Below are 26,942 nucleotides of genomic sequence, written 5' to 3'. Positions count from 1 at the left end.
GATCAGGAAAATCTATTCCTTTCAATGACATAGAAAGATGGGTGTTATGAAACAGGATTGTAATCGTCGGCCCATTCGGCAATGGCACTTCGGGCATGATCGAGGCCGAAGAAGAGGCTTTCGTTGAGCAGCTCGTCGCGCATGCAGCCGTTGGAGCTCTCGACATAGCCATTCTGCATCTCCTTTCCCGGCGCGATGTAGTGCCGCTCGACCTCATGATCTTTCGACCGGACAAGGATGGCATTTGAGGTGAGTTCGGTGCCTGTCGGAAACGACCATTCCAGGTTTGCCGCGCATAGGATGAGGGTCGTCAGCTCTCGAGCGACGCGACGACGCAAGATCGAGGTGTCCGGGATCGCCGCCAGGCATTCGCGCGTCACATCGTCGACGATGTTGAGCACGCGAAACCGCCTTCCGCAAGTGAACTGGTCGTGAACGAAATCCAGCTACCAGCGGGCATCGGCTTTCGCTTCGACCAGGATCGGGGCCTCTGCGGATAGCAGCAGGTATTTGTTCCTATTGTTTGCGTCCTATTCCTTCGGCGCCATCGCGCATTCGCGATTAGCCGGCGCAGCAGACCACCTTGCGATTTGCTCGCCGCGACGGTTCCAATGAATTACTGAATCGTGCGAAGACTTCGCTCCTGGCTTGTTTGTGCTCGACTTTGGAGCGACTTCGTATTGAGGTCACGGTCTACTGTTCCCCTAAGAGGCGTCATTTGGCTCAGGGCCTGACGGTAACCTACACACAGTCCCTCCAACCAGTCTCCTTCGAAAATCAGCGTCTTCCAAGGGGTTAGCTCTGTGGTCAGCTGACCACAACCGAAATCCTCAGCGGCAGGATAACGATCAGCCGCACCTACCCAGCCCTCAAACCACCTTGTCCGTTGGCCTTCAACAACGCCATTAACATCGGGCCAAGCGAGAATTCACCGCGCTCACTCCGACGCGTTAGATCCCGCAGATAGCCTCCAGGGGAGTTGATAAAATTAGCCCTTTCCAGGATGCACGCAATTGCCGCCGCCGCGTTCTCCGGTCCTAGCGCCTCGCAGGCATCCTGGTAGGCGGAAGGGCTTACCCCCAGCATAGATCGAACCACCACGGCGGCAGACATCAGATCTCGCCAGTTCCCCACGCCGCGTGGCGCATAGTCGCTGATCATCGGGCACGCCTTGAGCACCAATTCCAATGGGAATGCCCTTTGCGATTTATTCTTCGGCTGATGGCTCAAGCCAGCCTTTGCCCCCTGCTCCTTTTCGGAGCGAGGTTCATATTCATTGATGGATTCGGGTTTTGAATTCTGTATGTGCTGCTCAATACGAGCAGCATTGGTGCTAATTTCTTCATTATTCTCAAGGTTTTCCAATCGATTGAGCACTTCCTCACGGAGCATCAACATTTCATCGAGAACGCTAGTGACCCCTTCAAGGGTCGGAACACGCGGAATTCTGCTCACGAGCGCAACGTAGATATCTTCGGTCGTCTGCCAATCGCCGTCTGCGCCCTCGACCATTGCAGCCGTGATAAGTTTGCGAACATCCCGCCGGCAAATGGTAAGGCTCTCTTTGGCCTTCCTGAGAGAGGCTCTCTCGGCCGCCACTCTTTGCGCCAACATCGCCAACTCTTCCGATCGCGCCAGCAGGGGCGACAGGTCGAAGCCGAAAGCGTTCTCGATCCGGCCATCGTCGCCCTTACGGGCGAAGCGCTTGCCATTTGCGCTATCCTTACGGACGATTAACCCCGACTCCACCAGGATAGCTATATGCCGCCGCAACGTTGCGCCCGCCATTGCATGCGCCCGAAGCGCCAGTTGAGCATTCGACGGGAAGACAATCAATTGTGCGTCCTGACGCAACTCATTGTCAGGATAAAAGCTCAAAAGTGCGTCAAGAACGGCCAGGCTGTTCGACTGGATCCCGAGCAGTCCCATCGCGGCGGAAGCGTCTCTCAACACTTTCCACTTATCGGCAATCTTTCCATGCTTGATCTCTATTGCCGCCTGGCGCCGCACGAGCGCAAGCGTCATCGGCCGCCGCCCGAACGGCGTCGTCACATTCCCCGAGTGCATTGTCTCTCACCTTTCACCAGGCAAACGAAATTCGCTCACCAAAACGGCGCCAAAGACTCTTGACGAGGATTCGAGGAAATGCGATTCTGTTCTTGCTACAGAGACAGAAGGGCTTCCACGACGGCGACGTTGAGGGAGCTCTTTTCTTTTGCGGGTTACACTCCCTGTTTCCGTTGATGCGTTGCGCGATGCTCCTGGTAGAGCGCCGGCAAATGCTCGAGTACGAAAGCCGCGAAATCCGGCGTGGCTTTCCTGTCAATGGTAATTTCGACCTTGCTCTTGCTCTGCGTGACCTGCGCAAGCCTGTCGCCATCGGGGGTCGACATGACGTCTGGCAACCCGCGCGCAATCCGACGCGGTTTCAAATGGTCGATCACCGCCTTGAACCGGTCTGACGACGGCAGCGCCTGCACCTCTTCCGAGGCCGCATATTTCGCCGCGCCTCCCGGAGACGATGCTTTCTCAACCAGCTCTGCCAATTGCTGCCAACTTGGGCGTCCAACGCCTGGAGCGGCGCCAATGGCATCGATCAATTCAGAGGGGAGGGCGTCGACAAGCAGGAGCATCTTCGACAAGTTGCTTTTGTCGATTGACATTGCCGCGATGACGATTTCTCGTGGAAACTGCTTGTTTAGCTTGTGTGCGAAACGTGCCTTTTCGATGAAGGTGAGGTCTTCGCGCTCATTGTTTTCCTGACCCTGTGCGATAACCAACTGCTCGTCCGTCAAGTCCCGAACAACCGCCTTGACCGGCAGTCCTAGCTCCGAAACGGCGCGCAGCCGGCGGTGTCCAAAGGCAACCTGGTAGCGCGCGGGTTTAACGGGATGAGGTCTCACAAGGATTGGGACCTGCTGTCCTTGCTCGCGGACGGATGCAAGAAGTCCTTCGATATCACCTTGCATACGATCCTGAACGAAGGACGACTCGATTGACGACGTGTCCAGTTCAACCACGGCCTGACCTTCGGCTAGACGCCGCTCGATCTCGTCGGCACGACCAAGACGATCATTTTGCTCGCGCAACGCGTTACCGATGTTTGCAGTCAGCTTCGTCGCTGGATCTCGTTCTTTTCTGGTCACGCCGAGAAGCGGCATGGAGCGAGTCTTTGCCGCTCTGTGTTCAGCAGCTGATGAGCTGTCGGGGGCGTCCGTGGAGACGTCAAGGAGGTGCTTCCGACTCATGTGGTTCTACCCCATGCTTTTTTGATCAGAGTTTCGATCTCGTCGTTGACGGCGTTCATCGCCTCTAAGGCCCGATCATAGGTTGAGCGCGTGAACTGTCCGCGCTCAACCTCAAAGAGGGTTTGATTTGTCAGACCAGCGTCCGAAACGGCCGTCGTCTTGAGCATCGGAAAATTGAGGACATTTTCGCCGAAGATCGAACGCAGATAGCCCACCATCTGGTTCTGCGGGCCATCGCTCGGTTCAAAACGAGTGACGAGGTAGCGCATCCAATTGAACTTGAACTGGGCGCCTGCATTCTCGATTTCCCGAAGGAGATTCGAGGTCATCGCCAGAAACTGGTTCATCGACATTACATCCAACATCTGCGGATGGACGGTGACGAGGATCGAGGTTGCGGCAGTCAGAGCCGAAAGAGTGAGGTAGCCAAGTTGAGGAGGGCAATCGATAACGACGACATCGTAGTTGTCCGCGATGTCTTCGATGACCTGACTGATCCGACCGTAAAAAAGCGTGTCGCCTTCCTTCCGGTTCATAAGCGCGCGGGGGGTGTCGTGCTCGAACTCCATCAGTTCAAGATTGCCGGGAATTAGATGAAGATCCGGGATGTACGTTCCTCGGACAACCTGCTCGATTGGGACCTGCTCGTCATCATACCGGATGGCGCCATAGAGTGTTTCGTTCGGACCAACGTCAGTTTCTGGCTGACTGCCGAAGAGTGCGGAAAGGCTTGCTTGGGGATCAAGATCAATCGCCAGAATTCGGTAGCCACGCATTGCCAAGTACTGTGCCAGATGCGCGGCCGTCGTCGTCTTGCCCGAGCCGCCTTTGAAATTCATCACCGAGATGACTTGAAGCTGCTCTCCCGTGCGACGATGGGGCAGGTGGCGCCGGTTCCCGCGGCCAATCAGGTCCAGGTGCTTACGGATTGAATGAATATCTTCGATCGTAAACGTGCGTCGACCGCCAGGACTCATGCTAACGTGCAATTCAGGCATTTCCGAAGCAGTTTGCCTAAGATAAGACTCACCGATGCCAAGCAATTTTGAGGCTTCTGACGGTGCAAAGGATCGAATGCCCTTTTCGGACGTCGGCGGGAAGACCTTGAGATGATGGGCTTGAAGTTGGCTGGAGAGAGCGTCGGCATGACGCTCCATCAATGCGGTCAACCCTTCGACGACTGGCGCTGTTTTTGCTGCGGTCTTCGCCATCTCAAAACCCATTTCCTGCAAGTGGCGGAATTTTTCGCGAAACCGGTAAAGTTCCGCCACTAGCTATTAGAGCCGATTCTGCAATTTCAGCAAGGGCTTTTAGGTTAACGAAAGGTTAACGCGGAGAAGCCCGAAACGTAGAGCAAATGGATATTTCCGTTTAGAGCCTGAAGCTTAGCAAGGCCGCGGCACCGACGGGTTCACGGTATGTTTTACTGTGAATCCTACAAATGTGCCCGCGGCGATTTCGGCGAAAAGCAGAAGACTTCGGCAAAGGCGGTGATCTCCTTGCCGCGACTCACTCACAAAAAACCTTGTAGGATTCGACAACTGACGCCCGATTCCGATTCGTGCTGAGTTCCCGTCGCCTAACAACGACGGAGAAATCCATGCAGGTATTCGCGATCTCGACACCAAAAAATTGCTACGAAGCGCAGCTGGTTCAGGACCATCATAGGCTACGTGCGTCGGTCTTTTCCACTCGCTTGAATTGGGATGTGGAAGTGGTCGACGACTGCGAGGCAGATGGGTTTGACGCTCTCGGCCCGACTTACATCCTGGCTGTCACCGCGGCTGGACGGCTTGCAGGATGTGCGCGCCTTTTGCCTGCGATGGGACCGACCATGCTGGCAGACGTATTTCCATCGCTGCTCCCAAAAGGCCGCCTGAACGCTCATCCCCTGATGGTCGAGAGCTCTCGCTTTTGCGTCGACACCGCCCTCGAAGAGGGGAGGGGAGACGGTTCGGTTCACGAGGCAACGCGGACCATGTTCGCCGGCATCGTAGAATGGTGCCTGGCGGGCGGTCTCACCGAAGTCGTTACGGTAACGGATATCAGGTTCGAGCGAATTCTTGCTCGCGTCGAATGGCCTCTCCAGCGCCTGGGGCAGCCGGAGAAGATCGGTGCCACCACCGCCATCGCAGGCACGCTGCCAGCAAACGCTGAGACCTTCCTGAGGTTACGGCCGCCGAACTACCAATCCAACCTCACCGCCTGCAGTCATCAAGCGTAACGGAGACCACTTTGACCCAGCTTCCTTCTCATCCCCGGCTCGTGCGCAAACTTCAGGAGGCGCTTGGCGATCAACTCTGCATCGCGCTCGAGGACGCGGCGGTCGTCGATATCATGCTCAATCCCGATGGAAAGCTCTTTATCGAACGGCTGGGCCACGGTGTTGCCCCGGCCGGAGAAATGTCCTCGGCGGCCGCGGAAATGGTGATCGGAACCGTCGCTCATGCCCTTCAGTCGGAGGTGGACGACGAGCAACCAATCATCTCGGGCGAATTGCCGATCGGCGGCCACCGTTTTGAAGGGCTGCTGCCTCCAGTGGTGGCCAAGCCCGCCTTCACTATTCGGCGCCGAGCGTCGCGGCTCATCCCGCTCGACGACTACATCCGGTCCGGGGTGATGGGCGAACATCACGCATCGACGATCCGAAGCGCCATCGCCGCAAGGCTCAACATCATCATCTCGGGAGGAACAGGTTCCGGCAAGACGACGCTCGCGAACGCGGTGATCGACGAAATCGTCAAATCCGCGCCGGAAGACCGTCTGGTCATTCTCGAGGACACCGCCGAGATTCAGTGCACGGCTGAAAACGCCGTTCTCCTGCACACCAGTGATACCGTCGACATGGGGCGTCTCTTGAAGAGCACGATGCGGCTTCGGCCTGACCGCATAGTCGTTGGTGAGGTCCGCGATGGCGCTGCGCTCACATTGCTCAAGGCGTGGAACACCGGCCATCCCGGCGGCGTCGCGACAATCCACTCCAACACCGCCATGTCGGCGCTGCGACGACTGGAACAATTAACTGCCGAAGCAAGTCAGCAGCCGATGCAAGAGGTGATCGGCGAGGCGGTCGACCTGATCATCTCGATCGAGCGGACGCCGCGCGGTCGGCGCGTCCGCGACGTGATTCAAGTCGAACGGTTCGCTGGGGGGCAATACGAAACTGAGTCCGGCCAGCTCACCGAAGAAGAGGAGGCGCGCCATGTCGCGTAAAGTTTCCCTCGTCACCATCACGCTCCTTGCGGCCCCGGTCGTGCTTGCTTCATTTGGTCCGGCTCTCGCCAGCTCCTCGGGCGGTGGTCTGCCTTGGGAAGGACCGCTGCAGCAAATCCAGGAGTCGATCACCGGCCCGGTTGCGGGCGCCATTGCGCTCGCGGCAATGGCGATAGCGGGCGGCATGCTGATCTTTGGCGGCGAGCTCAACGATTTTGCGCGACGTCTCGTCTACGTCGTGCTCGTTGCCGGCATCCTTCTCGGTGCGACTCAGATTGTCGGTCTGTTCGGTTCGACCGGTGCGTCAATTGGATTGGCGAAACAACAGCTCAACCCGCCTGCGGGCGGGGAGGCGGCCGATGGCTGAGTCGCTTACCGGATTGCAACGCAATCTCATCCACCGGGCTCTTTCCCGTTCAAATCTTTTGATGGGAGCGGATCGCGAACTGGTGCTGCTCACCGGACTTGCGGCCGTGATCCTAATCTTCGTCGTCCTCACAATCTATTCGGCGATCTTCGGTGTCGCCGTCTGGATCCTGGTCGTCGGGGTTCTCAGGATCATGGCGAAGTCCGACCCACTAATGCGACAGGTCTACATCCGGCACATTTCCTACAGGCCCACCTACAAGGCGACGAGTTCGCCTTGGCGCCGATACTGAGGAGGCGCCCATGGTAGCTCTGAAACGTTTGCGGACCACAGGCCCATCCTTTGCCGATCTCGTTCCTTACGCCGGTCTTGTCGATAACGGCGTTCTGCTTCTGAAGGACGGCAGTCTCATGGCGGGTTGGTACTTTGCCGGCCCCGACTCCGAAAGCGCGACCGCTCTCGAGCGCAACGAGCTGTCGCGGCAGATCAATTCGATCCTCTCTCGGCTCGGAAGCGGCTGGATGATCCAGGTCGAGGCGATCCGCATTCCGACCATGGACTACCCATCCGACGATCGGTGCCATTTCCCCGATCCGGTAACACGGGCGATCGACGCCGAGCGCCGGGCGCATTTTGCGCGCGAACAGGGACATTTTGAGAGCAAGCACGCAATCGTTCTCACCTACCGGCCGCTGGAGTCGAAGAAGACGGCACTGAGCAAATACATCTATTCGGACGAGGAAAGCCGCAAGAAGTCTTATGCGGACACAGTGCTCTTCGAGTTCAAAAACGCCATTCGGGAAATCGAGCAGTATCTGGCGAACAACCTTTCGATCCGTCGGATGGAAACGCGCGTTGTCAGGGAACGAGGCGGGACGCGAAATGCACGGTACGATGAATTGCTGCAGTTCGTTCGCTTCTGCATCACCGGCGAGAGCCACCCGATCCGGCTTCCCGACGTTCCCATGTACCTCGACTGGATCGCGACTGCCGAGCTCGAGCATGGGCTGACGCCGAAGATCGAGAGCCAGTTTCTCGGGATCGTCGCAATCGACGGGTTGCCGGCGGAAAGCTGGCCGGGGATCCTCAACAGCCTGGATCTGATGCCGCTCACCTATCGCTGGTCGTCGCGCTTCATTTTCCTCGATGCCGAGGAGGCACGACAGAAGCTCGAACGCACCCGGAAGAAATGGCAGCAGAAGGTCCGGCCCTTCTTTGATCAATTATTCCAGACGCAAAGCCGGTCCGTTGACCAGGACGCCATGACAATGGTGGCCGAGACCGAGGACGCAATTGCACAGGCTTCGTCGCAGCGGGTCGCCTACGGCTACTACACGCCGGTGATCGTGCTGTTCGATCACGACCGCGAAGCACTCCAGGAGAAGGCGGAGGCGATCCGACGGCTGATCCAGGCCGAGGGCTTCGGAGCGCGGATCGAAACGCTTAACGCCACCGATGCCTATCTTGGTAGCCTGCCGGGCAATTGGTACTGCAATATTCGCGAGCCCTTGATCAACACCAACAATCTGGCCGATCTTATCCCGCTCAATGCGGTCTGGTCAGGTAGCCCGATCGCGCCGTGTCCATTCTATCCGCCAAATTCAGCGCCGCTTATGCAGGTGGCGAGCGGCTCCACACCGTTTCGCCTGAACCTGCATGTCGGCGACGTTGGACATACCCTCGTGTTCGGTCCGACGGGCTCCGGCAAGTCGACCCTTCTGGCGCTGATCGTCGCGCAGTTTCGACGCTACGAGAACGCCCAGGTCTTTGCCTTCGACAAAGGCAACTCACTGCTGCCGTTGACGTTGGCAGGTGGCGGCGACCACTACGAAATTGGCGGAGACACTGAAGGGGAGGGGAAGGCGCTTGCCTTCTGCCCGCTCTCCGAACTCGGAAGTAATGCGGACCGGGCCTGGGCGAGCGAATGGATCGAGATGCTGATCGCGTTGCAAGGCATCACAGTTTCGCCTGATTATCGCAATGCCATCTCCCGGCAGGTCGGCTTAATGGCAAGCGCCCCGGGCCGATCGCTCTCAGATTTTGTGTCTGGGGTCCAGATACGCGAGATCAAGGACGCGCTTCACCATTACACGGTCGACGGTCCGATGGGCCAGTTGCTCGACGCCGAGCAGGATGGCCTTTCGCTTGGCGCGCTGCAAACCTTCGAGATCGATCACCTCATGAATTTGGGAGAGCGCAATCTAGTGCCGGTGCTTACCTACTTGTTCCGGCGCATCGAAAAGCGCCTCGATGGCTCTCCAAGCCTGATCCTGTTGGACGAAGCTTGGCTGATGCTCGGTCACCCCGTTTTTCGCGCAAAGATCCGCGAGTGGCTGAAAGTGCTGCGCAAAGCGAATTGTGCCGTTGTTCTCGCCACACAATCGATCTCGGACGCGGAGCGCTCGGGGATCATCGACGTCTTGAAGGAATCTTGCCCGACGAAAATCTGCCTTCCGAACGGTGCCGCGCGCGAGCCGGGAACGCGGGAATTCTATGAGCGCATCGGCTTTAACGAGCGCCAGATCGATATCGTCGCGGGCGCAGCCCAAAAGCGCGAATATTACGTCGCCACGCCAGAGGGCCGGCGGCTGTTCGATATGACGCTTGGCCCCGTCGCGTTGAGCTTCGTCGGGGCTTCCGGCAAGGACGACCTGAAACGCATCCGGGCGCTGATTGCCGAACACGGCCGTGACTGGCCGATCCATTGGCTGAACACGAGAGGAGTTCACGATGCCGCATCGCAGCTCAATTTCGAGTAGATGGCTGACGGGCTTAAGCGCCCTCGCAATCGGAGTTGCTACCGTGGCGCAGGCCGAAGCTGGCACCGCCACCGGCGCAGCAACCGAGTGGACTCAGGTCCTCAACAACGGCGAACTGGTTTCCCTCGTCGGTCAATCCGGCGAGCAGATTCAGAATCAGCTGACACAGATCAGCCAGCTTGCGCAACAGATCGAGACCCAGCTGAACATCTATCAGAACCTTCTCCAGAACACGGCGACACTGCCGTCTTACATGTGGGGAAAGGTCGAAAGCGACCTCAATCGGCTCCGCAGCATTGTTGACCAGGGGCAAAGCATATCGTTCTCGATGGGGAATGCCGACGATGTCTTGCAGCAGCGCTTCCAGAGCTATGCCAACCTCAAGACCAACCTTCCGAATGCAGCCAGCTTCACATCCACGTATCAAACTTGGTCAGATACCAACCGTGACACGATCGCCAGCACATTGAAGGCGGCAAGTCTCACGGCCGATCAATTCGACAGCGAGGAAAACACGATGTCAACGCTGCGCGCGATGTCCGAGACCGCCGACGGGCAAATGAAGGCGCTCCAGGTCGGTCACGAAATCGCTTCGCAGCAAGTCGCGCAGATGCAGAAAATGCGCGGGCTCGTTTCACAACAGATGACCATGATGGGCACCTGGCTCCAGACCGAGCAGACTGACAAGGATCTCGCACAGGCTCGTCGGGAAAAGTTCTTTGGCGCGACTGCACCATCCACGTCCGGCGGGGAAAGGATGAAAGTCGAATGGTGAGAACCAAGTTGATCCTGACCTCTTTCCTGAACGTGGTCGGCATTCTACGCACGGCTTGGCTCATTTTCGAAAGACAGGCGGCGCATGAGCGCCGCGCCACGGTCTTTGATCCCTCGAGAGATTATCCCACCTCTGGCGGGCATAAAATGAAGGTCGAATGGTGATCATCATGGGCGCCACAACAAGCTTCCGTGTGCTGCGAGCCGCGGTGTTGGTCGCCGCACTTACGGCGGTGGCAGCTCAGCCTGCATTCGCCCAAGAAGGATCGGTGCTGACATCACTTCAAAAACAGATCACGACGGCTGCCAAAGGGTGGGAGACCACCGTCATGGATGCTGGGAAATCGTTGTTCTGGATTCTCGCGACGATCGAGATTGGCATCGCTGCCGTCTGGCTCGCAATCCAGGCCGCGTCACTTGATAGTTGGTTCGCAGAGTTGGTGCGACGGATCATGTTCGTCGGCTTCTTCGCCTTCGTGCTCGCGCAAGGGCCAGCCTTCGCCAAGGCCGTGGTCGACAGCCTATTCCAGATTGGCGCCGGCGGTGGAACTGCTTCACCTGCCGACGTCTTCAATGCCGGCCTCGCCGTCGCAACCAAAATGTCGGAGAAGATCCAGTTCGGCCTCTTCGAGGACAACGCGCTCGCAATCTCGGCAGCTTTCGCCATGGTCGTCGTCGTCATCTCGTTTTCGCTTGTTGCAGCGATTTTCGTGAGCGTGATGGTGGAGATGTATATCGGTCTGCTCGCCGGGATGATCATGCTCGGGCTTGGCGGATCATCCTACACCAAAGATTTCGCGATCCGCTATCTGGTCTACGCCTTCTCGGTGGGAATGAAGCTCATGGCGCTTGTCATGATCTCGCGTATCGGATCGGAGGTCCTGATCGGGCTCGCGAACCAACCTGATATCGGTGACCAGTTTCAGACAGCATTGGCGATAGCCGGTATAGCCGTCGTCGTCTTCATCATCGCGATCTACGTCCCCAGCATCTTGCAAGGCGTGGTGCAGGGGGCATCAGTTTCCGGAGGGATGGAGGCCATTCGCCACGGCGGACAAGCCGCGTCCTTCGCCGCCGGCGCAGGTTTTCTCGGAGCAGGGGCGGCGGGGGCCGGGTTTTCGGCGGGCCAAGCCGCTCGAGCTGCGGGCTCGTCAGTCGTGGGCGCGGCCTTCAAAGGCCTTGGCGCCGGCGTCGGTTCTGCTGGCAACGCTGCGGGATCCGCAACCAAGGAGAAGGCGATCGGCTCGCCCGGCGCCTATGCGGGGTCGATCCTCGGGCTCGCAAACGCCAAGCTTGATGAAAGCCGCAGTGGGCACAGCGCCGCCAAGCGACCACCCGAACTCAACGACTAGCAAGAAACAGAAATGGATGGATCCATGGCAGCAAACAGCGCTCCCGAAAGCCCGTATCTCGCCGCACGCCAGGAATGGTCGGAACGATATGGCTCATACGTCAAAGCCGCAGCCGCCTGGAGACTGGTCGGGATCCTCGGCATGACAATGGCTGTGATCGGCTTCACTTACGCCTTATATCTAAGCGCACAGGTCAAGCTCGTGCCCTACATTGTCGAGGTCGACAAACTTGGGACGTCGGTGATGGCCGGCTTTCCAGCGCAAATTGAATATGCCGACGAACGCGTGGTCCGCGCGACCATCGGCAACTTCGTGAGCAGCTTTCGCTCCATTACACCGGACGCCGTGGTCCAGAAGCAATATATCGACCGGACCTACGCACTCCTGAGGACTTCGGACCCGTCCACGGAGAAGATCAATGCCTGGTTCCGTGGCAACTCGCCATTCGAGAAGGGGAAGACGTCGACGGTCGCGATCGAAGTCAACAACATCGTCGCGCTCTCCAACCAGACATATCAGATCGACTGGACCGAATATGAGCGCGACCGCAAGGGAAAGGAGATGGGCACGCGCCGGTTTCGGGGCATCGCCACGGTCACGCTGACCACGCCTCAGGACGAGGCGACGATCCGGGTCAATCCGATCGGCCTTTACGTCCGTGATTTCGACTGGACGGCACAGCTTTGATGCGGGGAAATTAAATGAACAGAACAGGATTGATCATGGCCGCCGGCTGCATTGCAGGGCTCGCTCTTGCGAGCGGCACATTGGCGCAAGGCATGACCTCGAACGAGGCGAAGGGAACGAGAATTTCCAGGACGTGGCGCGGAACGGCCGGTCTCGTCACGACCGGTCCGGATGGAAAGGTCATCTTCCTGTTCGGCGAAACCCAACCCTCGGTGGTCTGCTCGCCGCTGCAGGTATGCGATATCGAGTTGCAGGGCGGCGAGATCGTCCGCGACGTGCTTGTCGGCGACACGGTGCGATGGAAGGTCGAGCCGGCGACGTCGGGCGCGACCGGGGGGCAGGCCATCCATTTGGTCGTCAAACCATCCGAAGCCGGGCTCCTTACCTCGATGGTGGTTACGACGTCGCGACGCACATACCATATCCAGCTCAAGTCGCATCCGACCCAATACATGGCCCGCATCGGTTTTGAGTATCCCGACGATGTCTCGATGAAGCTCGGCGACATCAATGCGCGGCTGGAAACCGGAGGCATTCAAGGCGCCGCGCCCGATAAGCTTAACTTCTCCTATTCGGTGAGCGGCACCGCCGCCTGGAAACCAAAACAGGTCTATTCCGATGGAGCAAAGACCTACATTCAGTTTTCAAAGGCGATCGCTGGCCAGGACGCTCCGGTCCTCTTCGTCGTCTCGGGCGGTCAGAACCGCATCGTCAATTTTCGCATGAAGAATGACATGATGATCGTCGACTACGTGGTCGACAAGGCGATCCTCCTTTCCGGCGTCGGATGGCGACAACAGAAGATCACGATCAAGCGGGGAGGGTGATCATGCGCAAGCTGCTGTTAGCCTCGATCGCCGTCGCCTTCTCTTCCGGTTGCCAGACGGCCGATGAAGCATTGACCACCGGTGTAACACAGAGGGCTGTCACCGGACCGGCCACAAGCGCCGTTGCCGGTGACATGGCCGGTCGGTTGGCCGAGCAGATCGGCTCTGCCAGAGTGACGACGATCCAGATGAACAACGACCAATCCGAGTTTGCGACCGCGCTTGAGGCGGCCCTCAAAGGATGGGGATACACCGTCGTTACAGACAACAAGATCGGCAAGGACATCAAGCCAGTCGAGCTTGCCTATGTGATCGACAGCATTGAGGGCCAGGTTCTCGCGCGGATGACCACCGCTTCCATCGCGATCAGCCGCGCCTACAAGCCGACAGCGGATGGCGCCACGCCAGCGGGTCCTCTTTCGGTCATGCGGCGCAATTGAAGAGGAGACCATGGTGCAATCGCTTCAACTTGGCGCATCCGGCCAGGCCGACGATCAAAACGGCATGCGTCGCCTCAACCGTCTACCGATCATCGTCACCATCATCTTGGTCGTGCTGTTTTGCGGCATTGTCGTGACCGGCCTGTCGTGGCGAGGACTATCCTTCAACCGCGGCAACGACATCGACAGCGCCTCCAATACCCCGGCGACAAATTTCGGCGAACAGCTCAAGCGTGGAGTTCCAGACGGCATTATCGGCGAGCCGGTTGAACGCGGATCGTTTCAGCCCACGCCCGTCATCGAGCAGAAGGTCGAGACTGAAGAGCCCGTTCCCGAGCGGCGGCCGGTGGACCGGGACCCGCGTTCCGGTATGGAGTCCGAGGAGGAATGGAAGGCGCGTCTGAAACGCGAGCAGGACGAACAATATATTCGGGAAGAGCAGCGCCAGCTGATGGCGAGGCTACAGGCGCGCGCAACTGCATTGGACTCGCCGCTAAAGGTGAATGTGTCTGACGCGGAAGAGGCTGCGGCGAACACCAACGATACTGCTCGACAGACCGACAGTACGACGAACGACGCCTCCGATCTTTATGCGGCTGCGATGAGATCGGGGTTATTGGGACAGAATGTCGATGGGAACGCCCAGGCCTCAAAGGAAGACTTTTTCAACCAGGATATCAAAGACCTCGGTTATCTGCCCAATCAGGTTGTGCCGCAGTTGTCGCCGTATGAGCTCAAGCGGGGGGCGTTCATCCCGGCCACGCTGATCACCGGCCTGAATTCCGACCTACCGGGACGCATTACCGCGCAGATCAGCCAGAATGTCTATGACAGCGCCACGGGACACCGTCTTCTCGTGCCGCAGGGCGCCAAGCTATTCGGCCGCTACGATTCGAAAATCTCCTTCGCTCAGGAGCGGGTTCTGGTCGTCTGGACCGACCTCATATTCCCGAACGGTTCGACGCTGCAGATCGGCGGCATGGCCGGCACCGATGCTGAAGGCTACGGCGGGTTCAAGGACAAGGTCGATCGCCATCTCTGGCGGACTTTTGGTTCAGCCGCTCTAATCGCGCTGATCGGAAGCGGGATCGAAATGTCGGCGCCCCAGAGTTCGACGCTCGCAAGCCAGGAATCCGCCTCTGACGCGGCAAGGAGCAATTTCGCGGAAAGCTTCGGCCGTGTGGCTGAGCAGACGATCTCGAAAAACCTGAACGTCCAACCGACCATCCGCATACGCCCCGGTTACAAGTTCAACGTTCTTGTCGATCAGGACATCGTTTTCCCGTCGGCCTATAGCGGCCCGTAACAGCCAAGACGATAGCTGCAAGCGAAGTCCGCGGCTTGGCGGCGGTAAAATCTTCCATCTTATGGTCTTGTTTTAGATCGACCAGAGCTTGAATACGCGCAGAACGTGAGTAGACATATCGGTGAGCGACTGTGGCATGCGTCCCACGGCTCTCATGAATCCGAGATTGGTTGACCTTGGGCCGGCTCTTCGCCGGCCTTGATGACAAGGGCGGCCAAGTTGCGGCGAGATCAGGGCCCTAGCGGCACGGGAGAAGGCAGGATAAAGGTCAATGGACGAAGACTTTCGCTCACTCATCGACATGGCCGAAGCCGCGCGCGATGAACGTATGATCAAGAAAGCGGTCAAGAGCTTTGCGCATGCATGTGGGTTCGACTATTTTGCGTATCTACAAACCGAAGGCGCTGAAGTGAAAACGTTCAATTCTTACCCTGAAACTTGGGAGGGGATTTACCTTGCCCGTCGCTACGCGCGGATCGACCCTGTGGTGACGGAGGCCAAGCGCCGCATGGACATGTTCGCCTGGACCTCCGACGACTGGCCGGCTCGCGGTTCTTCGGAACTCCGGCAGTTTCGCGACAAGGCAGTCGAGCACGGTATTTGTAGTGGAGTGACCATTCCCGTCGAAGGAAGCTATGGCTCGACAATGTTGCTGACATTGGCGTCATCGGAACGAAAGTCGGAAATACCGAAATTGCGTGATGCTCGAAAGGCAATGCAGGCGGTCATGGCTGTCCATTACAGCCTGAAGATCGTTGGCGCGACGACGCTCGTGGCTCCAAGACAGGCGCTTTCCCCAAGGGAGGGGAGGTGCCTGATGTGGGCGATGAAGGGGAAAAGCGCGCCGGAAACCGCCATGCTGACGGGCATCAACGCGAGGACGGTACAGCACTACTTGGACAGCGCGCGCCGAAAGTTCGAGGCCAAGACCGTTCCCCAACTCGTCGCAATTGCCAAGGACCGTGGCCTGTACTGACCGTCAGCCCTCCTCCTCTGACGAAATAAATGGAATATAGCCGAGGGCGTCGATGATCTCGGAAAGCTCTTCCTGCTGGTCCTGCGCCTTCTTCTGCCTTAAAAGATATTCGTCCTGCAAAGTCTGGAGAACATCGCTCGACACGGTGGGATCGCGGCTGGCGCTGAGCCATTCTTCGTAAACAGCCTCGTCGGCGCCAAGCATACTGCGGTGTTTCAGCAATGCTGAGACGGCCAGCGCCTCCAGTTCAGTTTTCGTGAGTGAACTATAGCGAGAAGCTCCCTCGTTTTCTTCGGGCTCTCCGGACGCATCACACTCGCTCATCCGCTTCTCCTCACACATCGTCCCCACTCTTCAAACGCTACTCACCGCAGTATATCGTTTGGGCCGCCGGTGTACGGCCCTGATCGCCATCATCCAGCTCAATCGACTCAAAGATTAACGCGCGGCGGCCACCAATAGCACGCGCCAGGCGGAATCGGAACTATACTTCCTAGAACAATAGTTCGGATTCAGGTTCCGCTCATGTCATGGATCTCAACGAGGTCATGGCGATGAACTTGCGTCGAATACGCCATGGCAAAAAACTGACGCAGGAAGAACTGGCCTACCGAACTGGTCTGAGCATGCGTCATATTGGTGCCATCGAACGTGCCGAGACGTCCGCAACCCTCACTGTCCTTGGCCAGATCTCTGACGCCCTTGGTGTCGATCCATCGGATTTTTTAGCAAGAACAAGTCCGACCTGCCGTGGCAACGCCCCCATCAGCTCCGGGTGCGCCAACCGGTCGTAAATTTCAGCACATTCCTCATCTCGAAGCTGTTGCACCGTTTCGCGGGCGCGTTCGCGCTACGATTGCTCAGCCAGTGTGAGCGAAAACGGTATCGTTGGAGCCGACCGCATCTCAAGGCCGAGGGTCCTTCGCCGTACAGCCTGTAGGCAACGATAGTGTGCTGACCTGACGCGCTTCCGCAACTGCAGAAATTCGCGCGATGACCAATTCCTGGATGCGCCGACACGCGAATCCTCCTGCGCTCCTTGGACCGTTTTACCTCTGTTCGAAGCAGGCGATCGTCCATTTGACATGATCATGCATTGGACAACAGATATAGCATTGGGGAGGCAGCCGGCGAGTGGACATGGTCCAAAGTGGCCAGCGTTCCGTTGCATGGTGGCGCCGGGACCAAGCGAGGTCGGGACGTTTACGCGATCAATCGAGATACAGAGACTTAGAGGCCTTTTTGACCGCCGATCCTCGACAGATCAATCCGCATTCCGGCTTTGCCGACTTCTTCCAACTCCTGAGGTTCCGCATCGGTCTGGGAGGGGGTGGCTTCGTCCACGAACTCAGTCTCCCCGCCGTCCTTCAGCTCGGTCTGATTAATGATAGCGCCGCCTGGATCATCCGCCTGAAACACCCCTACCCCTTCGAACACGCCGGTTTTCCAGGCGTAGACCGAGTCCTCGAAAATCTGCGGAAAAACATCGTCGCTTTTTGGATTGCCGTACCATTTGGCGACGATCCTGATGATCTTGGCGAACATAGCCGTTCCCTTGCGCAGGTTCTGGCAGGCGTCGATTAAATCTGGTTTGAGATCCGCCAGGTCCTTGACCCCCACACCGGCCGGAAACTGCGTCAGACCGACACGAACGACAGCCTTGCCGGTATATTGACGCACGATGTCCATCGCCTCGTCAGGTGATTTGGCCTTAGGCACCAGGATCAATCGGCCGCCCGATCGGACGGTCACCGCGAGAGGATCGGCAGAGCCCGCGGCAGTGACGAACTGTTCGACGATCGCGGGTGTGAGTGAAGGGTCGGCGCAGTCTTTGATTTGGGCCGCGTCGAGCATGGGACCTCCTCTGCATCAATTGTTGAAAGAGAAAACCAGCGGCTTGGCAAACAGTTTTGCCCAGGCGGCGGTACTGGCGCGCTGGATCGCGACGATGGACGTTCCCTTGGTCCACCAGCCGTTGCCGACAGCAACGATCAAGTCCGGACCTCCGAGCATCGATTGCAACACCGGCCAGACGATCAGTTGCTCGTAGCAGATCAGTACCGCCACCCGGCTGGAGCCGAGTGTCACGACGGGATTTGCGAAGATGTTCGATTTCGCGCCGGCGTTGCCTCCGAAGAGGGGCTGCCAGGGCTGCCACATCGACCCAGGGACAGGCATCCGTTCCAGGTAGAGGATCCGACTGCCACCCGCCGATATTGCGACAATCACATTATCGTATCCGGCCGCGTCGACGACTGCCGCACCCGCGAGAACGGTAGTGTCATGTCCTTCTAGCCCGGGTCTCCATAGCCGCTCTACTGTTGGCGTCCAAAAGCCCAACGCACTTTCCGGGAGGATGAGTCTTCGAGCACGGTCGGACGCTCGGTCAAGCACCGTTGCAATCAGATCACGGTGACGAACCATGCTGGTATCCCGCCCAAGCGAGGCACCCAATTCGAGATCGACGCCCCGCCATTGTTCGGGTAGCTTCGGATCGGTCCAGAAAGCGGCGGACCAGACCCAGAAGGCAGTAAGGCCTATGGCGACAGCTGGCCAGAGGCGGGAAACGAGGCCCGCCAGGCCGGCTGTCGTGACGGCCAGTCCCCACCATCCCCATCCCGGAAACACGACGCCTGCAGCCGTGATGGGATGCGCCCAGCCGGTAATGCCGAAAGGGGCACTGCCACTAGGAGCGCGGCCAGAATATAGCGAGTTGGTCGACGACCAGCATCCTTCGTCCACAGCAGCGCGTGCACTGCCACAAAGCTTGCGGAGGCAGCCAGCCACAGCAGCAGGCCCGGCCAGATATCCGCTGCATAGAAGGTGGCCACGCCTTGCGGCAGGCCGCGTGACGCCGACAGGAAATATGCGGCGGAAACCAATGTTACCGTCGATCTCGTTCTCGACAGCGACCAGAAGACGGGAAAACCGAGCGCCACCGGCAGCAACAGCATGTGGCCACTCCATGCGACCGTTCTGACCCCGAGCGAGGCGATGACAAGCAGTGTTGACCACCCCCAATTATGGCGCATAGGTCAGCACCTCGCGCGCCAGACCGACAATGGCAGATGCCGGCACAGGCCCGAAGTAGCGCGAATCGAACGAGCCGGCGAAGGCGGAATGCAGGAAGACGTCACCGGGCGGCACCACGCCGCCGGAAAACCGTGTCAGCGGCCGACCTTCTCCATCTTTTCCCGAGACCGCGGAAGCACGAACCGAGCGCCCATCGACCCTTACCTCGTTCGCGACCTCGACCCGCTGACCGCCGACCGCAGCCACCGACTTGATCATCGGGGCGAGATGGCCGGGGCAAAGGCCGGAGCGGAGGTAACCCCGAGTTCTCGCTTCGCGCATAGTGGCTGTGTCTGGCGGGCAGATGAACACCAGGTCGCCAACGCGTGGCGAACGGTTGAGGAGGACGATCTGCCAGAGGCCGAGCGGCTCGCTCGGCGTCAGGTTGACGCGATAGCCACCCAGGTAACCACCCAATGACATCAGCGCGGCGGCGCCCGCAGCAACTGACAGAGTGCTGGCGGCTCGCCTTCGCTGGGCAGAGGCTCGTGTGTGTGTTCGAACTTGAAGCGTCATTTAAGCGAGAGCCCCTGGCTCCTCGTTTGCCGCAGCGTCACAGTCTGCTTAAGTGCTTCGGTCGTGCGCTCATGCGCCGAAAGTTGCTGAAGCGTGCGCATAGCGCTCCAGGCCGTTTGCACCTCCGCCTTTTGCCCCGCAGACATGCTTGAGGTCACTGACTGGAAGGTCTGACCGCTCGTGTCCTTGGCCGCAAGCTGCAGGAAGGTGCGTTCCCCGAAACGTTCCGATACGGCTCTCGCAAAGCCTTCGAGTTCGGCCTTCACCAAGTTGTCGGCGAGCGCGTATTCGAGGCCTGCGGGAAGATCGTTGCGATCGATGGCGTCACGGACGCATTCGAGCGTTTGTTTTGCCGCCGGCGACAGCGCTGGAATGTCTAGGGAGACCTTCAGGCGGGCAGCGTGCTCCTCGGCTTCATATTTGTGTTCCGCCTCCGTGCGCTGAAGCAGATAGCGTTCCAGGTTCCGGGCAAGCGCCGGTGCATTGGTGACGGCCATTTCTCGGGCCTGCTTGTCGGCGCGGCCGGCAAGGAGCCCAGTCTTACCTTTCAAGGCACCAAAGCTCTCCGGTTCGGAACCGATCCTGGCAATAGTGGATTTCGCCGCAGCTTCGTCCTTCAGCATCGCCTCGACGTTGACGGCCTTGAACGCTTCTTCCGGCTGAGCGTAGACGAGATGGAAGCGCCCCGAGACTTCCTCCCATTGCTTCTTCAAGCCGGGGTCGGCGGCAAGCCGGTCTTCGACGGCCTGTTCCAGCGATTTTGGGAACGTGGTGATGCCCGATACCATGGGTTTTGCCTTCTTGATGCTGCGCGGTTGAGTAGTCTTGGCCGCGCCGGCGGACAGACCAAGCCTGCCGGCGATCGCCGCCAGACGTGCGCCAAGCTCGGCGAGCTTCGACTTTTGCCGGACGGTCCACGCAAGGCGGTCGCGAACGACAGTGCGTGCGACGTTAACGAGGTGAAGACCACGGGCCTCGGCGAATCGAAGGGCTTGGGCGTAGAAGCGGCCGCTGGCGTAGTCGAGCGTTGTTTCCTTGGCTTGTCTGCGCGACAGGATCGGGCTCAGTCCGCCTGCCTTGGCAAAGGATCGCCGGCCGTAATACAGGCCAAGGTCTTCGCGATGACGCGTCATGGCAACGTAGGTGAGATGGCGGTCAAGCGAGAGGGACGCCAGTACTTTCACGCGATCGACGGTGGCACCTTGGCTCTTGTGGATCGTGGTGGCATAGCCGTGATCGAGATTGGCGTAGAAGCGTTGCTCGACCGTGACCGGGCGGCGGTGCTCGCCTTCTCCGACTTCCGCGACGATGCGCCCGGGCCCTGCCTCAAGAACCTTCGCGAGCATACCGTTCTTGACGCCGAGCGAACCCTCGTTTTTCAGGAACACGATCTGGTCGCCGGCTGCAAATTTCCGGTGTCCGTCGTCGGTTCGGAAGGCAAAACCCTCCGCGACGAGACCGCGCTCGACGAGCGTTGCCCGAGCCATTTCGTTAAGCATGCGCACGTCGCGACGCAGATGGGCGAGGATTATCGCTGTTTTGGCAGGATCGTAGTCGCGGTTCCAATCGGCGATCAGTGCCTGCAGGGCATCAGCCTTCAGCTCGGCTCCGTGGACACGGCCCTGCGCGCGATAGGCTTCCACGGCTCTGCCAATATTTCCGCGGGCCAGATCGAGCGACGCGTCGCGCATCCATTGCAGGCGCTGGCGATAGATGGTTTCGAGCTCGGCATAACCGATGCGATCGACAATGGCGCGGAGGGCAGCTCCGGCTTCGATCGGCTGCAGCTGTTCCGGATCTCCGACAAGCACCAGTTTGGCGCCAGACTGGGTTGCCGCTTCGACGAACAGCGCCATCTGCCGCGACGACACCATGCCCGCTTCATCGAGAACGAATACGGTCTTGTCGTCGAGCTGACTACGGCCCTGGTTCCAGCGCAGTTCCCATGATGACAGCGTGCGGGAGACAATTCCGGCTTCCTTCTCCAAACCCTCGGCGGCCTTGCCCGCAAGCGCCCCACCGACAACGCGATAGCCGGCGGCTTCCCACGCTTCGCGCCCCGCCTTCATCGTCGTCGTCTTGCCGGCACCGGCACGTCCGATCACCGCGGCGATGCGCTCGCCGCCAGTAATATGTGCGATCGCCGTCTTCTGCTCGTCCGAGAGGCGCAAGTGACGCGCGAAGGTGGCTTCGCGCACAGCTTCCGCAATCCCGTGAGAGGAGCGTTGAGCCAACCAGATCGCGCGGTTGGCCATCTCCGCCTCGAGCCGGATGAGATCCCGCGTCGTGTAGCGCGCCGGCTCGCGTCGGCCGCTTGAAAGTTCGATGCGTTCGCGTTCGAGCCGGAGCGTCTCCGGGCTTTGCAGGATCCTTGCCAACAGATTTTGAAAGAGGCCAGCGTCGTCGATATTGCGGTGGAGGATCTTGGCGACGTCGCGTTCGTCGAAGACGCTCTTCTCCCGCGTGATCAAGTCGAGCACGAGCTCGGGGCGGAGCTGGATGCGGCGGGAGTTTTCAGCCCGGCGCTCCTCCAGCAGCTCCAGCCGCTCCAGCGAAATATCCCGCTCGGCTTCTTTCGACTTCCGTTCGATCGCCTTGGCGCCGACACCGAGGTGGACGGTCGGCGCGAGCTCGATCCCCTGCTTCTCGAAGGAGCGGCCGTCGACGCGGAGGTCTAGGCCGGCAAGCGCCAGGTGCCGGTTCTGACAGGCGAACCAGCCGTCGCGAAAGGCGTTGAAATCGTCGAGGCTGCCGGCCCAGACCTCGTAGACGATCTTGCCGGCATCGTTGCGCAGAGGATTGCCGTCAGGGCCGGTCAGTGCGACCTTCTTGGCTCCGAAACTATCTTCGGTCAGCGGCCGGAGCGTCGTCATCAAGTGCACATGCGGATTGCCGGGTGCGTCGTGATAGACCCAGTCGGCCACCATCCCCTTCGATCTGATGTACCGCTCGACGAAATCCCTCACCAGCCCGATGTTCTGCGCGGTCGAGAGTTCCACCGGCAGCGCAATGGTCACGTCCTTGGCGAGTTGGGCATCGACACGTTTCTCGAAGGTTTCGACGCTATTCCAGAAGGCCTCGGAGGCCCCGGAGACGGAGCGATCGGTAATCATCGCCCGCAGCCATTGCGGTGCATCGACCGGGACCACGAACTCTTCATGCAGCAGGCCCTGCTTGCGCGTGTAGTCAATCGCGCGGGCCTCGCGCTCGTATTCCATCTTCGCGCAATGCCGGTAGGCCGCCGACAGCACAGCGCTGCGGCCGGAGCCGCGGGCGACAATGCTGACGGAGAAATGAGGGACGGCCACAGAGGAGTTATCTCCCGATTGCGAGCAAAATCAACTTGTTCGGCAGCGAGATCGGCCCCGCCAGGCGCTATCAAAAGGACGTCGCGTCAGCGACGTATAATTGCGCCCTTCGGATGCCGCCCTTGTCGAGCGGCCGGGATCATCCAGGAAAGCATCGCCCTTGGCGATTGTAGTATTCACAGTAGTGCGTTCCGCACCGACATTCGGAAGATGGGTCCCAAAGACTAGCTTTCGCACCCAAGGAGACATCCGGACATGAAGAAACCTACCTCGAAAATCCGCGACGAAATCGCCAGGCTCCAAGAACAATTGAAGCTCGCCGAGACCCGGGAGGCCGAGCGGATCGGCCGGATCGCGCTGAAAGCCGGGCTCGGCGAAGTCGAGATCGACGAGAGTGAATTGCAGGCAGCGTTCGAGGAACTGGCGAAACGATTTCGCGGAGGCAAGGCCCGTCCGAACGGAGGGAAAGGCGCCTCCAACAATGGGGAGGGGGGCACACTCTCCGCGCAACACCCGCCTGGCGCGGCTGAGGGCAGGACTGGCGAGGCTTGAGCGAATGCGAAGATCCACGACATCCGACGCCCGCAAGAAGGACACACGCGAAAAGATTGAGCTCGGCGGCCTTATCGTCAAGGCGGGGCTGCGAGACGAGAAGCGCGCGCTACTGCTCGGGCTCCTCATTGATGCCGCCGCGCGACTGAAGGAAGACGCACAGGAGCGCTCACGGCTTGCCGTTATCGGTGCTGTGGCGTTTAGAGAGACCCATGAATAGGATCGTGCTGTTCGTTGCACCCTCAAGTTTGATGATGCTGGCGGCCATCGGAACGACAGGGATCGAACACTGGCTCGCCCCTTTCGGCAAGAGCGATGCCGCCCGGCAGATGCTCGGCCGCGCCGGTATCGCTCTGCCCTATGTCGCCGCGTCGGTCGTCGGCATCGTCTTCTTGTTTGCGAGCGCCGGCTCGGTGCGGATCAAGACGGCCGGATGGGGCGTTGTCACCGGCGCGATAGCCGCGCTCCTCATTGCTGTCATGCGCGAGGCATCGCGACTCTCCGCGTTTTTCGAACAAGTCCCGGCCGGCAGATCGATCTTCAACTATCTCGATCCCGCAACGGCGATCGGCACCACCACGGTGCTGATGTCGGCGCTGTTCGGCGTGCGGGTGGCGATTGCCGGTAATGCCGCATTCGCCAAGGCCGAGCCGAAACGCATCGTTGGAAAACGGGCTCTGCACGGCGACGCGGACTGGATGAAACTATTACTAGCCGAAAAATTGTTTCCCGAGACCGGCGGAGTCGTCATCGGCGAGTGCTATCGCGTCGACCGCGACAGCACTGCATCCCAGCCGTTTCGCGCCGGCAGTGCCGAGACCTGGGGAGCAGGTGGCAAGTCGCCGCTGCTTTGCTTCGACGGCTCGTTCGGCTCGTCTCATGGCATCGTTTTCGCCGGATCGGGCGGCTTCAAGACGACGTCAGTCACGATTCCGACGGCGCTGACATGGGGCGCTGCGCTCGTCGTCCTCGATCCGTCGAACGAGGTCGCGCCAATTGTGTCGAAACACCGTGGCAACGCCAACCGCGACGTCTTCGTCCTCGATCCGAAGCAGTCGGAGATCGGTTTCAACGCGCTCGACTGGATCGGCCGCTTCGGCGGAACGAAGGAGGAGGATATTGCCTCCGTCGCATCGTGGATTATAAGCGACAGCGGTGGCGCCCGTGGGGTTCGCGACGACTTCTTCCGCGCCTCGGCCTTGCAATTGCTCACCGCGCTGATTGCCGACGTTTGCCTCTCCGGCCACACGACGGAAAGCGACCAGACGCTCCGGCAAGTACGCAAGAACTTGTCCGAGCCCGAACCCAAACTGCGAAAGCGGTTGCAGGAAATCTACGACGATTCAAGTTCAGATTTCGTGAAGGAAAATGTCGCGGCCTTCGTCAACATGACACCGGAAACCTTCTCGGGCGTCTATGCTAACGCGGTCAAGGAAACCCACTGGCTATCCTACCCGAACTACGCCGCCTTGGTGTCGGGAACGAGTTTTACGACGGGTGATCTTGCAGACGGAAAAACGGACGTGTTCATCAATCTCGATCTCAAGACGTTGGAGACGCATTCGGGCTTGGCGCGGGTCATCATCGGTTCGTTTCTAAACGCGATCTACAACCGCAACGGCGAGATGCGGGGGAGGGCGCTCTTCCTCCTCGATGAGGTGGCGCGCCTCGGCTACATGCGCATCCTGGAGACCGCACGCGACGCCGGCCGCAAATATGGTATCATGCTGACCACGATCTACCAGTCGATCGGCCAGATGCGCGAGACCTACGGCGGTCGCGACGCTGCCAGCAAATGGTTCGAGAGCGCAAGCTGGATATCCTTTGCAGCGATCAACGATTCCGAGACCGCGGACTACATCTCGCGCCGTTGCGGCATGGCGACCGTCGAGATCGACCAGATCAGCCGCAGTGTTCAGTCGAAAGGATCGTCGCGCACGCGATCGAAGCAACTCGCCGCCAGACCCCTGATCCAGCCGCATGAGGTGCTGCGCATGCGGGCCGACGAGCAGATCGTCTTCACCGCTGGCAACCCGCCGCTCAGATGCGGACGCGCGATCTGGTTCCGCCGCGACGATATGAAGGCCTGTGTTGGGACCGAGAAAATTCTACCGGTCAATTGCACTAGAGAGTAAATTGGCGGCAGCCTCAGCTTTATGGTGCGCGAGCAGTCAAAATCTCGAAGCGAATGTGTCTGCGCTCGCTTATCCTTGCCGCGCTTCCGATTCTACAGCACCGTTGCGAAAACTGGGGCCGGGCGAGGGCAGACCGATATTTAAGCTCGATGGGCCGCACGAACTTTGCGCAGACTTTGCGGCTTGCTTGACGCGAGGATCCCCCTGAGCTGAAGAAGGCCGGCTGCAACAGCGCCGAGCATTGGCGCAAATATATAAAGCCACAGTTGAGAGAGTGCCGCCCCTCCTGCGAAAAGTGCTGGGCCGATCGATCGTGCTGGATTCACAGAAGAACCAGAAACCGTGATACCGCCAAGGTGGATCGCAACTAAGGTAAGTCCAATCGCCAATCGTGCGACAGCGCCCCCCTCTGCCGTGCATTTGAGGAATACAGTCACGAACAGGAACGTGGCGATGAACTCAAAAAGGAACGCGGCTCTCCACCCATAGACTATCCAGCCGGTTTGAGCGAAACCTTCTATGGTGATATCGTACCCGCCGACCTTTTCCATAGCGATAAGGTAGAGCGTGCCCGCCGCCGCGATAGCTCCTGCACATTGAGCAGACGCATACCCGACAAAGTCCCACGCTCTCAGTCGGCGCGACACAAGGAAACCCAGGCTGACCGCCGGATTAAGATGCGCACCCGAGACTGGGCCAATCGTGTAGGCCATAGCAACCACGGTCATTCCGAAGGCTAAAGCGACACCCAGCAGGCCCACCTCTAGACGCATATAGAGCAGTGTGCCGCAGCCGAGGAAGACAAGCGTAAAGGTTCCGAAGAATTCGCAAACATACTTTTTCATGTTTCACTCCATTAATTAGACCCCGCGAAATTTTTCGGTGTCATCCTCGTGCCGCCAAGCGTTCCACACGCACCGAACCAATCATCGTATCAGGTTCTGAAACTCCGCTCTTGATTTAAAATCAGTCCTCGTCCGACGAGGCCGGCATCAGAGCCTTTGGTCAAGCGGAGTTACCAAAACCAGCAAATTTCGTACCAAATGAAAATCGCATCACGGCGTCACTCCGATGGCTTCGGTCTTACGTTCGAAACGTGTGATGAACAGGATCTGCAGGCGCATGCCGTTTCCGAGCCGAATGGACCCAAGCTGGGCTACGAACAAAGCGCCAAGCGCCCATTCAGGCTGTCGAACGAACAGCGACGCTTTTCATGGTCTCCAAGCTCGGAAGGTGGCGCAACAGCAGGACTGGGACAAGGTTTGATAAGCGCGCGAGGGATACGTTCGCGAGAAGTCGAGCTGCCCCCGGTCAAGACAGGCACACGATCCTTGGGCCTCGCCGTAGTTCCAATCGGTTCAGCTGTCTCGTGGCCCTCGGCGATGAACCGATTATCCGGTTGCCAAGGCA

Annotated in this window: 24 protein-coding genes and 2 pseudogenes; 16 read left to right on the top strand and 10 right to left on the bottom strand. The window is 59.2% G+C overall.

Going from position 1 to position 26,942, the window contains the following annotated elements; genetic code table 11:
* Positions 1 to 56: 56 nt before the first annotated feature.
* From CO667_RS33055 to repA, 4 genes and pseudogenes are all read right to left on the bottom strand, one after another.
* Positions 57 to 488: pseudogene (locus CO667_RS33055) on the bottom strand (integrase core domain-containing protein); the annotation flags it as partial.
* Positions 489 to 858: 370 nt separating this feature from the next.
* Entirely contained in the window at positions 859 to 2,067 is a 1,209-nt protein-coding gene (gene repC / locus CO667_RS33045; protein ID WP_096771944.1) for a plasmid replication protein RepC, read from the bottom strand.
* Positions 2,068 to 2,222: 155 nt separating this feature from the next.
* A complete protein-coding gene (gene repB, locus CO667_RS33040) occupies positions 2,223 to 3,248 on the bottom strand; it encodes a plasmid partitioning protein RepB (RefSeq protein WP_096771943.1) in 1,026 nt (341 codons plus the stop codon).
* Complete coding sequence (gene repA, locus CO667_RS33035; RefSeq protein ID WP_096771948.1) at positions 3,245 to 4,459, bottom strand: plasmid partitioning protein RepA; 1,215 nt, start codon at positions 4,457 to 4,459, stop codon at positions 3,245 to 3,247. Before repA ends, repB begins: the two co-directional genes overlap by 4 nt.
* A gap of 389 nt (positions 4,460 to 4,848) precedes the next feature.
* Between repA and traI the strand changes: the two genes are divergently transcribed.
* From traI to CO667_RS32970, 12 genes are all read left to right on the top strand, one after another.
* Positions 4,849 to 5,472, top strand: a complete 624-nt coding sequence (traI, locus tag CO667_RS33030) for an acyl-homoserine-lactone synthase TraI (protein ID WP_088396720.1) — start codon at positions 4,849 to 4,851, stop codon at positions 5,470 to 5,472.
* A gap of 11 nt (positions 5,473 to 5,483) precedes the next feature.
* Positions 5,484 to 6,461, top strand: a complete 978-nt coding sequence (trbB, locus tag CO667_RS33025; RefSeq protein WP_096771942.1) for a P-type conjugative transfer ATPase TrbB — start codon at positions 5,484 to 5,486, stop codon at positions 6,459 to 6,461.
* On the top strand, positions 6,451 to 6,828 hold the full coding sequence (locus CO667_RS33020; protein ID WP_088396718.1) for a TrbC/VirB2 family protein: 378 nt from the start codon (positions 6,451 to 6,453) through the stop codon (positions 6,826 to 6,828). The genes trbB and CO667_RS33020 overlap by 11 nt, the downstream gene beginning before the upstream one ends.
* Positions 6,821 to 7,120 (top strand): conjugal transfer protein TrbD, encoded by a 300-nt coding sequence (locus tag CO667_RS33015; protein ID WP_088396717.1) that lies wholly within the window; start codon positions 6,821 to 6,823, stop codon positions 7,118 to 7,120. The genes CO667_RS33020 and CO667_RS33015 overlap by 8 nt, the downstream gene beginning before the upstream one ends.
* A 10-nt stretch (positions 7,121 to 7,130) precedes the next feature.
* Complete coding sequence (locus CO667_RS33010) at positions 7,131 to 9,587, top strand: conjugal transfer protein TrbE (RefSeq protein ID WP_096771941.1); 2,457 nt, start codon at positions 7,131 to 7,133, stop codon at positions 9,585 to 9,587.
* Positions 9,559 to 10,362, top strand: a complete 804-nt coding sequence (trbJ, locus tag CO667_RS33005) for a P-type conjugative transfer protein TrbJ (RefSeq protein WP_096771940.1) — start codon at positions 9,559 to 9,561, stop codon at positions 10,360 to 10,362. Before CO667_RS33010 ends, trbJ begins: the two co-directional genes overlap by 29 nt.
* A 157-nt stretch (positions 10,363 to 10,519) precedes the next feature.
* Positions 10,520 to 11,713, top strand: coding sequence for a P-type conjugative transfer protein TrbL (trbL, locus tag CO667_RS32995; protein WP_239621092.1), 1,194 nt, complete (start codon positions 10,520 to 10,522; stop codon positions 11,711 to 11,713).
* 24 nt (positions 11,714 to 11,737) lie between these two features.
* Positions 11,738 to 12,400, top strand: coding sequence for a conjugal transfer protein TrbF (locus CO667_RS32990; RefSeq protein ID WP_096771947.1), 663 nt, complete (start codon positions 11,738 to 11,740; stop codon positions 12,398 to 12,400).
* A 14-nt stretch (positions 12,401 to 12,414) separates the two neighbouring features.
* Positions 12,415 to 13,227: a P-type conjugative transfer protein TrbG gene (trbG, locus tag CO667_RS32985; protein WP_088396714.1), complete on the top strand. Its 813-nt coding sequence runs from the start codon at positions 12,415 to 12,417 to the stop codon at positions 13,225 to 13,227.
* A gap of 2 nt (positions 13,228 to 13,229) precedes the next feature.
* The gene (trbH, locus tag CO667_RS32980) at positions 13,230 to 13,667 is read left to right on the top strand and encodes a conjugal transfer protein TrbH (protein WP_096771938.1); all 438 of its coding nucleotides are present in this window, start codon (positions 13,230 to 13,232) and stop codon (positions 13,665 to 13,667) included.
* Between the two features lie 10 nt (positions 13,668 to 13,677).
* Entirely contained in the window at positions 13,678 to 14,973 is a 1,296-nt protein-coding gene (trbI, locus tag CO667_RS32975) for an IncP-type conjugal transfer protein TrbI (protein ID WP_096771937.1), read from the top strand.
* A 271-nt stretch (positions 14,974 to 15,244) separates the two neighbouring features.
* On the top strand, positions 15,245 to 15,949 hold the full coding sequence (locus tag CO667_RS32970; protein ID WP_088396711.1) for an autoinducer binding domain-containing protein: 705 nt from the start codon (positions 15,245 to 15,247) through the stop codon (positions 15,947 to 15,949).
* A 3-nt stretch (positions 15,950 to 15,952) separates the two neighbouring features.
* On the opposite strand, the gene CO667_RS32965 is transcribed toward CO667_RS32970, so the two are convergent.
* Entirely contained in the window at positions 15,953 to 16,273 is a 321-nt protein-coding gene (locus tag CO667_RS32965) for a transcriptional repressor TraM (protein WP_096771936.1), read from the bottom strand.
* A gap of 206 nt (positions 16,274 to 16,479) precedes the next feature.
* Here CO667_RS32965 and CO667_RS32960 point away from each other — a divergent pair, with 206 nt between their 5' ends.
* Entirely contained in the window at positions 16,480 to 16,743 is a 264-nt protein-coding gene (locus CO667_RS32960; protein ID WP_088396709.1) for a helix-turn-helix transcriptional regulator, read from the top strand.
* A 436-nt stretch (positions 16,744 to 17,179) separates the two neighbouring features.
* Here CO667_RS32960 and CO667_RS32955 read toward each other — a convergent pair whose 3' ends face one another.
* The 4 genes and pseudogenes from CO667_RS32955 to traA all read right to left on the bottom strand — a co-directional run bounded on the left by CO667_RS32955 (position 17,180) and on the right by traA (position 22,845).
* Positions 17,180 to 17,803, bottom strand: coding sequence for a TraH family protein (locus CO667_RS32955; protein WP_088396708.1), 624 nt, complete (start codon positions 17,801 to 17,803; stop codon positions 17,180 to 17,182).
* A 15-nt stretch (positions 17,804 to 17,818) separates the two neighbouring features.
* Positions 17,819 to 18,981: pseudogene (locus tag CO667_RS32950) on the bottom strand (conjugal transfer protein TraB).
* Entirely contained in the window at positions 18,971 to 19,537 is a 567-nt protein-coding gene (gene traF / locus CO667_RS32945; RefSeq protein WP_096771935.1) for a conjugative transfer signal peptidase TraF, read from the bottom strand. The pseudogene CO667_RS32950 and the gene traF overlap by 11 nt, the downstream one beginning before the upstream one ends.
* Positions 19,534 to 22,845 (bottom strand): Ti-type conjugative transfer relaxase TraA, encoded by a 3,312-nt coding sequence (gene traA / locus CO667_RS32940; protein WP_096771934.1) that lies wholly within the window; start codon positions 22,843 to 22,845, stop codon positions 19,534 to 19,536. Before traA ends, traF begins: the two co-directional genes overlap by 4 nt.
* A gap of 255 nt (positions 22,846 to 23,100) precedes the next feature.
* Here traA and traC point away from each other — a divergent pair, with 255 nt between their 5' ends.
* From traC to traG, 3 genes are read left to right on the top strand one after another with little or no spacing between them, the layout of a single operon-like run.
* Positions 23,101 to 23,397 carry a conjugal transfer protein TraC gene (gene traC / locus CO667_RS32935; protein WP_088396705.1) on the top strand — a complete coding sequence of 99 codons (297 nt, stop codon included), beginning with the start codon at positions 23,101 to 23,103 and terminating at the stop codon, positions 23,395 to 23,397.
* A 4-nt stretch (positions 23,398 to 23,401) separates the two neighbouring features.
* Positions 23,402 to 23,617, top strand: a complete 216-nt coding sequence (traD, locus tag CO667_RS32930) for a type IV conjugative transfer system coupling protein TraD (RefSeq protein WP_170961519.1) — start codon at positions 23,402 to 23,404, stop codon at positions 23,615 to 23,617.
* Positions 23,610 to 25,532 (top strand): Ti-type conjugative transfer system protein TraG, encoded by a 1,923-nt coding sequence (gene traG / locus CO667_RS32925; RefSeq protein ID WP_096771933.1) that lies wholly within the window; start codon positions 23,610 to 23,612, stop codon positions 25,530 to 25,532. Before traD ends, traG begins: the two co-directional genes overlap by 8 nt.
* Positions 25,533 to 25,672: 140 nt before the next feature.
* On the opposite strand, the gene CO667_RS32920 is transcribed toward traG, so the two are convergent.
* Entirely contained in the window at positions 25,673 to 26,377 is a 705-nt protein-coding gene (locus CO667_RS32920; RefSeq protein WP_096771932.1) for an aquaporin, read from the bottom strand.
* Between the last annotated feature and the right edge of the window lie 565 nt (positions 26,378 to 26,942).

The sequence above is a fragment of the Rhizobium sp. L43 genome (assembly GCF_002531725.1).
GTDB lineage: Bacteria > Pseudomonadota > Alphaproteobacteria > Rhizobiales > Rhizobiaceae > Rhizobium.
This window is presented reverse-complemented; position numbering and strand designations above follow the sequence as displayed.

Excerpts from the sequence above, each read along its gene's own strand:
- traI (WP_088396720.1), top strand. The coding sequence starts at position 4,849 with ATGCAGGTATTCGCGATCTCGACACCAAAAAATTGCTACGAAGCGCAG.
- CO667_RS32970 (WP_088396711.1), top strand. The coding sequence starts at position 15,245 with ATGGACGAAGACTTTCGCTCACTCATCGACATGGCCGAAGCCGCGCGC.
- traF (WP_096771935.1), bottom strand. The coding sequence starts at position 19,537 with ATGACGCTTCAAGTTCGAACACACACACGAGCCTCTGCCCAGCGAAGG.
- trbI (WP_096771937.1), top strand. The coding sequence starts at position 13,678 with ATGGTGCAATCGCTTCAACTTGGCGCATCCGGCCAGGCCGACGATCAA.
- repB (WP_096771943.1), bottom strand. The coding sequence starts at position 3,248 with ATGAGTCGGAAGCACCTCCTTGACGTCTCCACGGACGCCCCCGACAGC.
- traD (WP_170961519.1), top strand. The coding sequence starts at position 23,402 with ATGCGAAGATCCACGACATCCGACGCCCGCAAGAAGGACACACGCGAA.
- CO667_RS33015 (WP_088396717.1), top strand. The coding sequence starts at position 6,821 with ATGGCTGAGTCGCTTACCGGATTGCAACGCAATCTCATCCACCGGGCT.
- trbJ (WP_096771940.1), top strand. The coding sequence starts at position 9,559 with ATGCCGCATCGCAGCTCAATTTCGAGTAGATGGCTGACGGGCTTAAGC.
- repC (WP_096771944.1), bottom strand. The coding sequence starts at position 2,067 with ATGCACTCGGGGAATGTGACGACGCCGTTCGGGCGGCGGCCGATGACG.
- traG (WP_096771933.1), top strand. The coding sequence starts at position 23,610 with ATGAATAGGATCGTGCTGTTCGTTGCACCCTCAAGTTTGATGATGCTG.
- CO667_RS33010 (WP_096771941.1), top strand. The coding sequence starts at position 7,131 with ATGGTAGCTCTGAAACGTTTGCGGACCACAGGCCCATCCTTTGCCGAT.
- trbG (WP_088396714.1), top strand. The coding sequence starts at position 12,415 with ATGAACAGAACAGGATTGATCATGGCCGCCGGCTGCATTGCAGGGCTC.
- repA (WP_096771948.1), bottom strand. The coding sequence starts at position 4,459 with ATGGCGAAGACCGCAGCAAAAACAGCGCCAGTCGTCGAAGGGTTGACC.
- CO667_RS32990 (WP_096771947.1), top strand. The coding sequence starts at position 11,738 with ATGGCAGCAAACAGCGCTCCCGAAAGCCCGTATCTCGCCGCACGCCAG.
- CO667_RS33020 (WP_088396718.1), top strand. The coding sequence starts at position 6,451 with ATGTCGCGTAAAGTTTCCCTCGTCACCATCACGCTCCTTGCGGCCCCG.
- CO667_RS32965 (WP_096771936.1), bottom strand. The coding sequence starts at position 16,273 with ATGAGCGAGTGTGATGCGTCCGGAGAGCCCGAAGAAAACGAGGGAGCT.
- trbH (WP_096771938.1), top strand. The coding sequence starts at position 13,230 with ATGCGCAAGCTGCTGTTAGCCTCGATCGCCGTCGCCTTCTCTTCCGGT.
- CO667_RS32955 (WP_088396708.1), bottom strand. The coding sequence starts at position 17,803 with ATGCTCGACGCGGCCCAAATCAAAGACTGCGCCGACCCTTCACTCACA.
- trbL (WP_239621092.1), top strand. The coding sequence starts at position 10,520 with ATGGTGATCATCATGGGCGCCACAACAAGCTTCCGTGTGCTGCGAGCC.
- traC (WP_088396705.1), top strand. The coding sequence starts at position 23,101 with ATGAAGAAACCTACCTCGAAAATCCGCGACGAAATCGCCAGGCTCCAA.
- CO667_RS32960 (WP_088396709.1), top strand. The coding sequence starts at position 16,480 with ATGGATCTCAACGAGGTCATGGCGATGAACTTGCGTCGAATACGCCAT.
- CO667_RS32920 (WP_096771932.1), bottom strand. The coding sequence starts at position 26,377 with ATGAAAAAGTATGTTTGCGAATTCTTCGGAACCTTTACGCTTGTCTTC.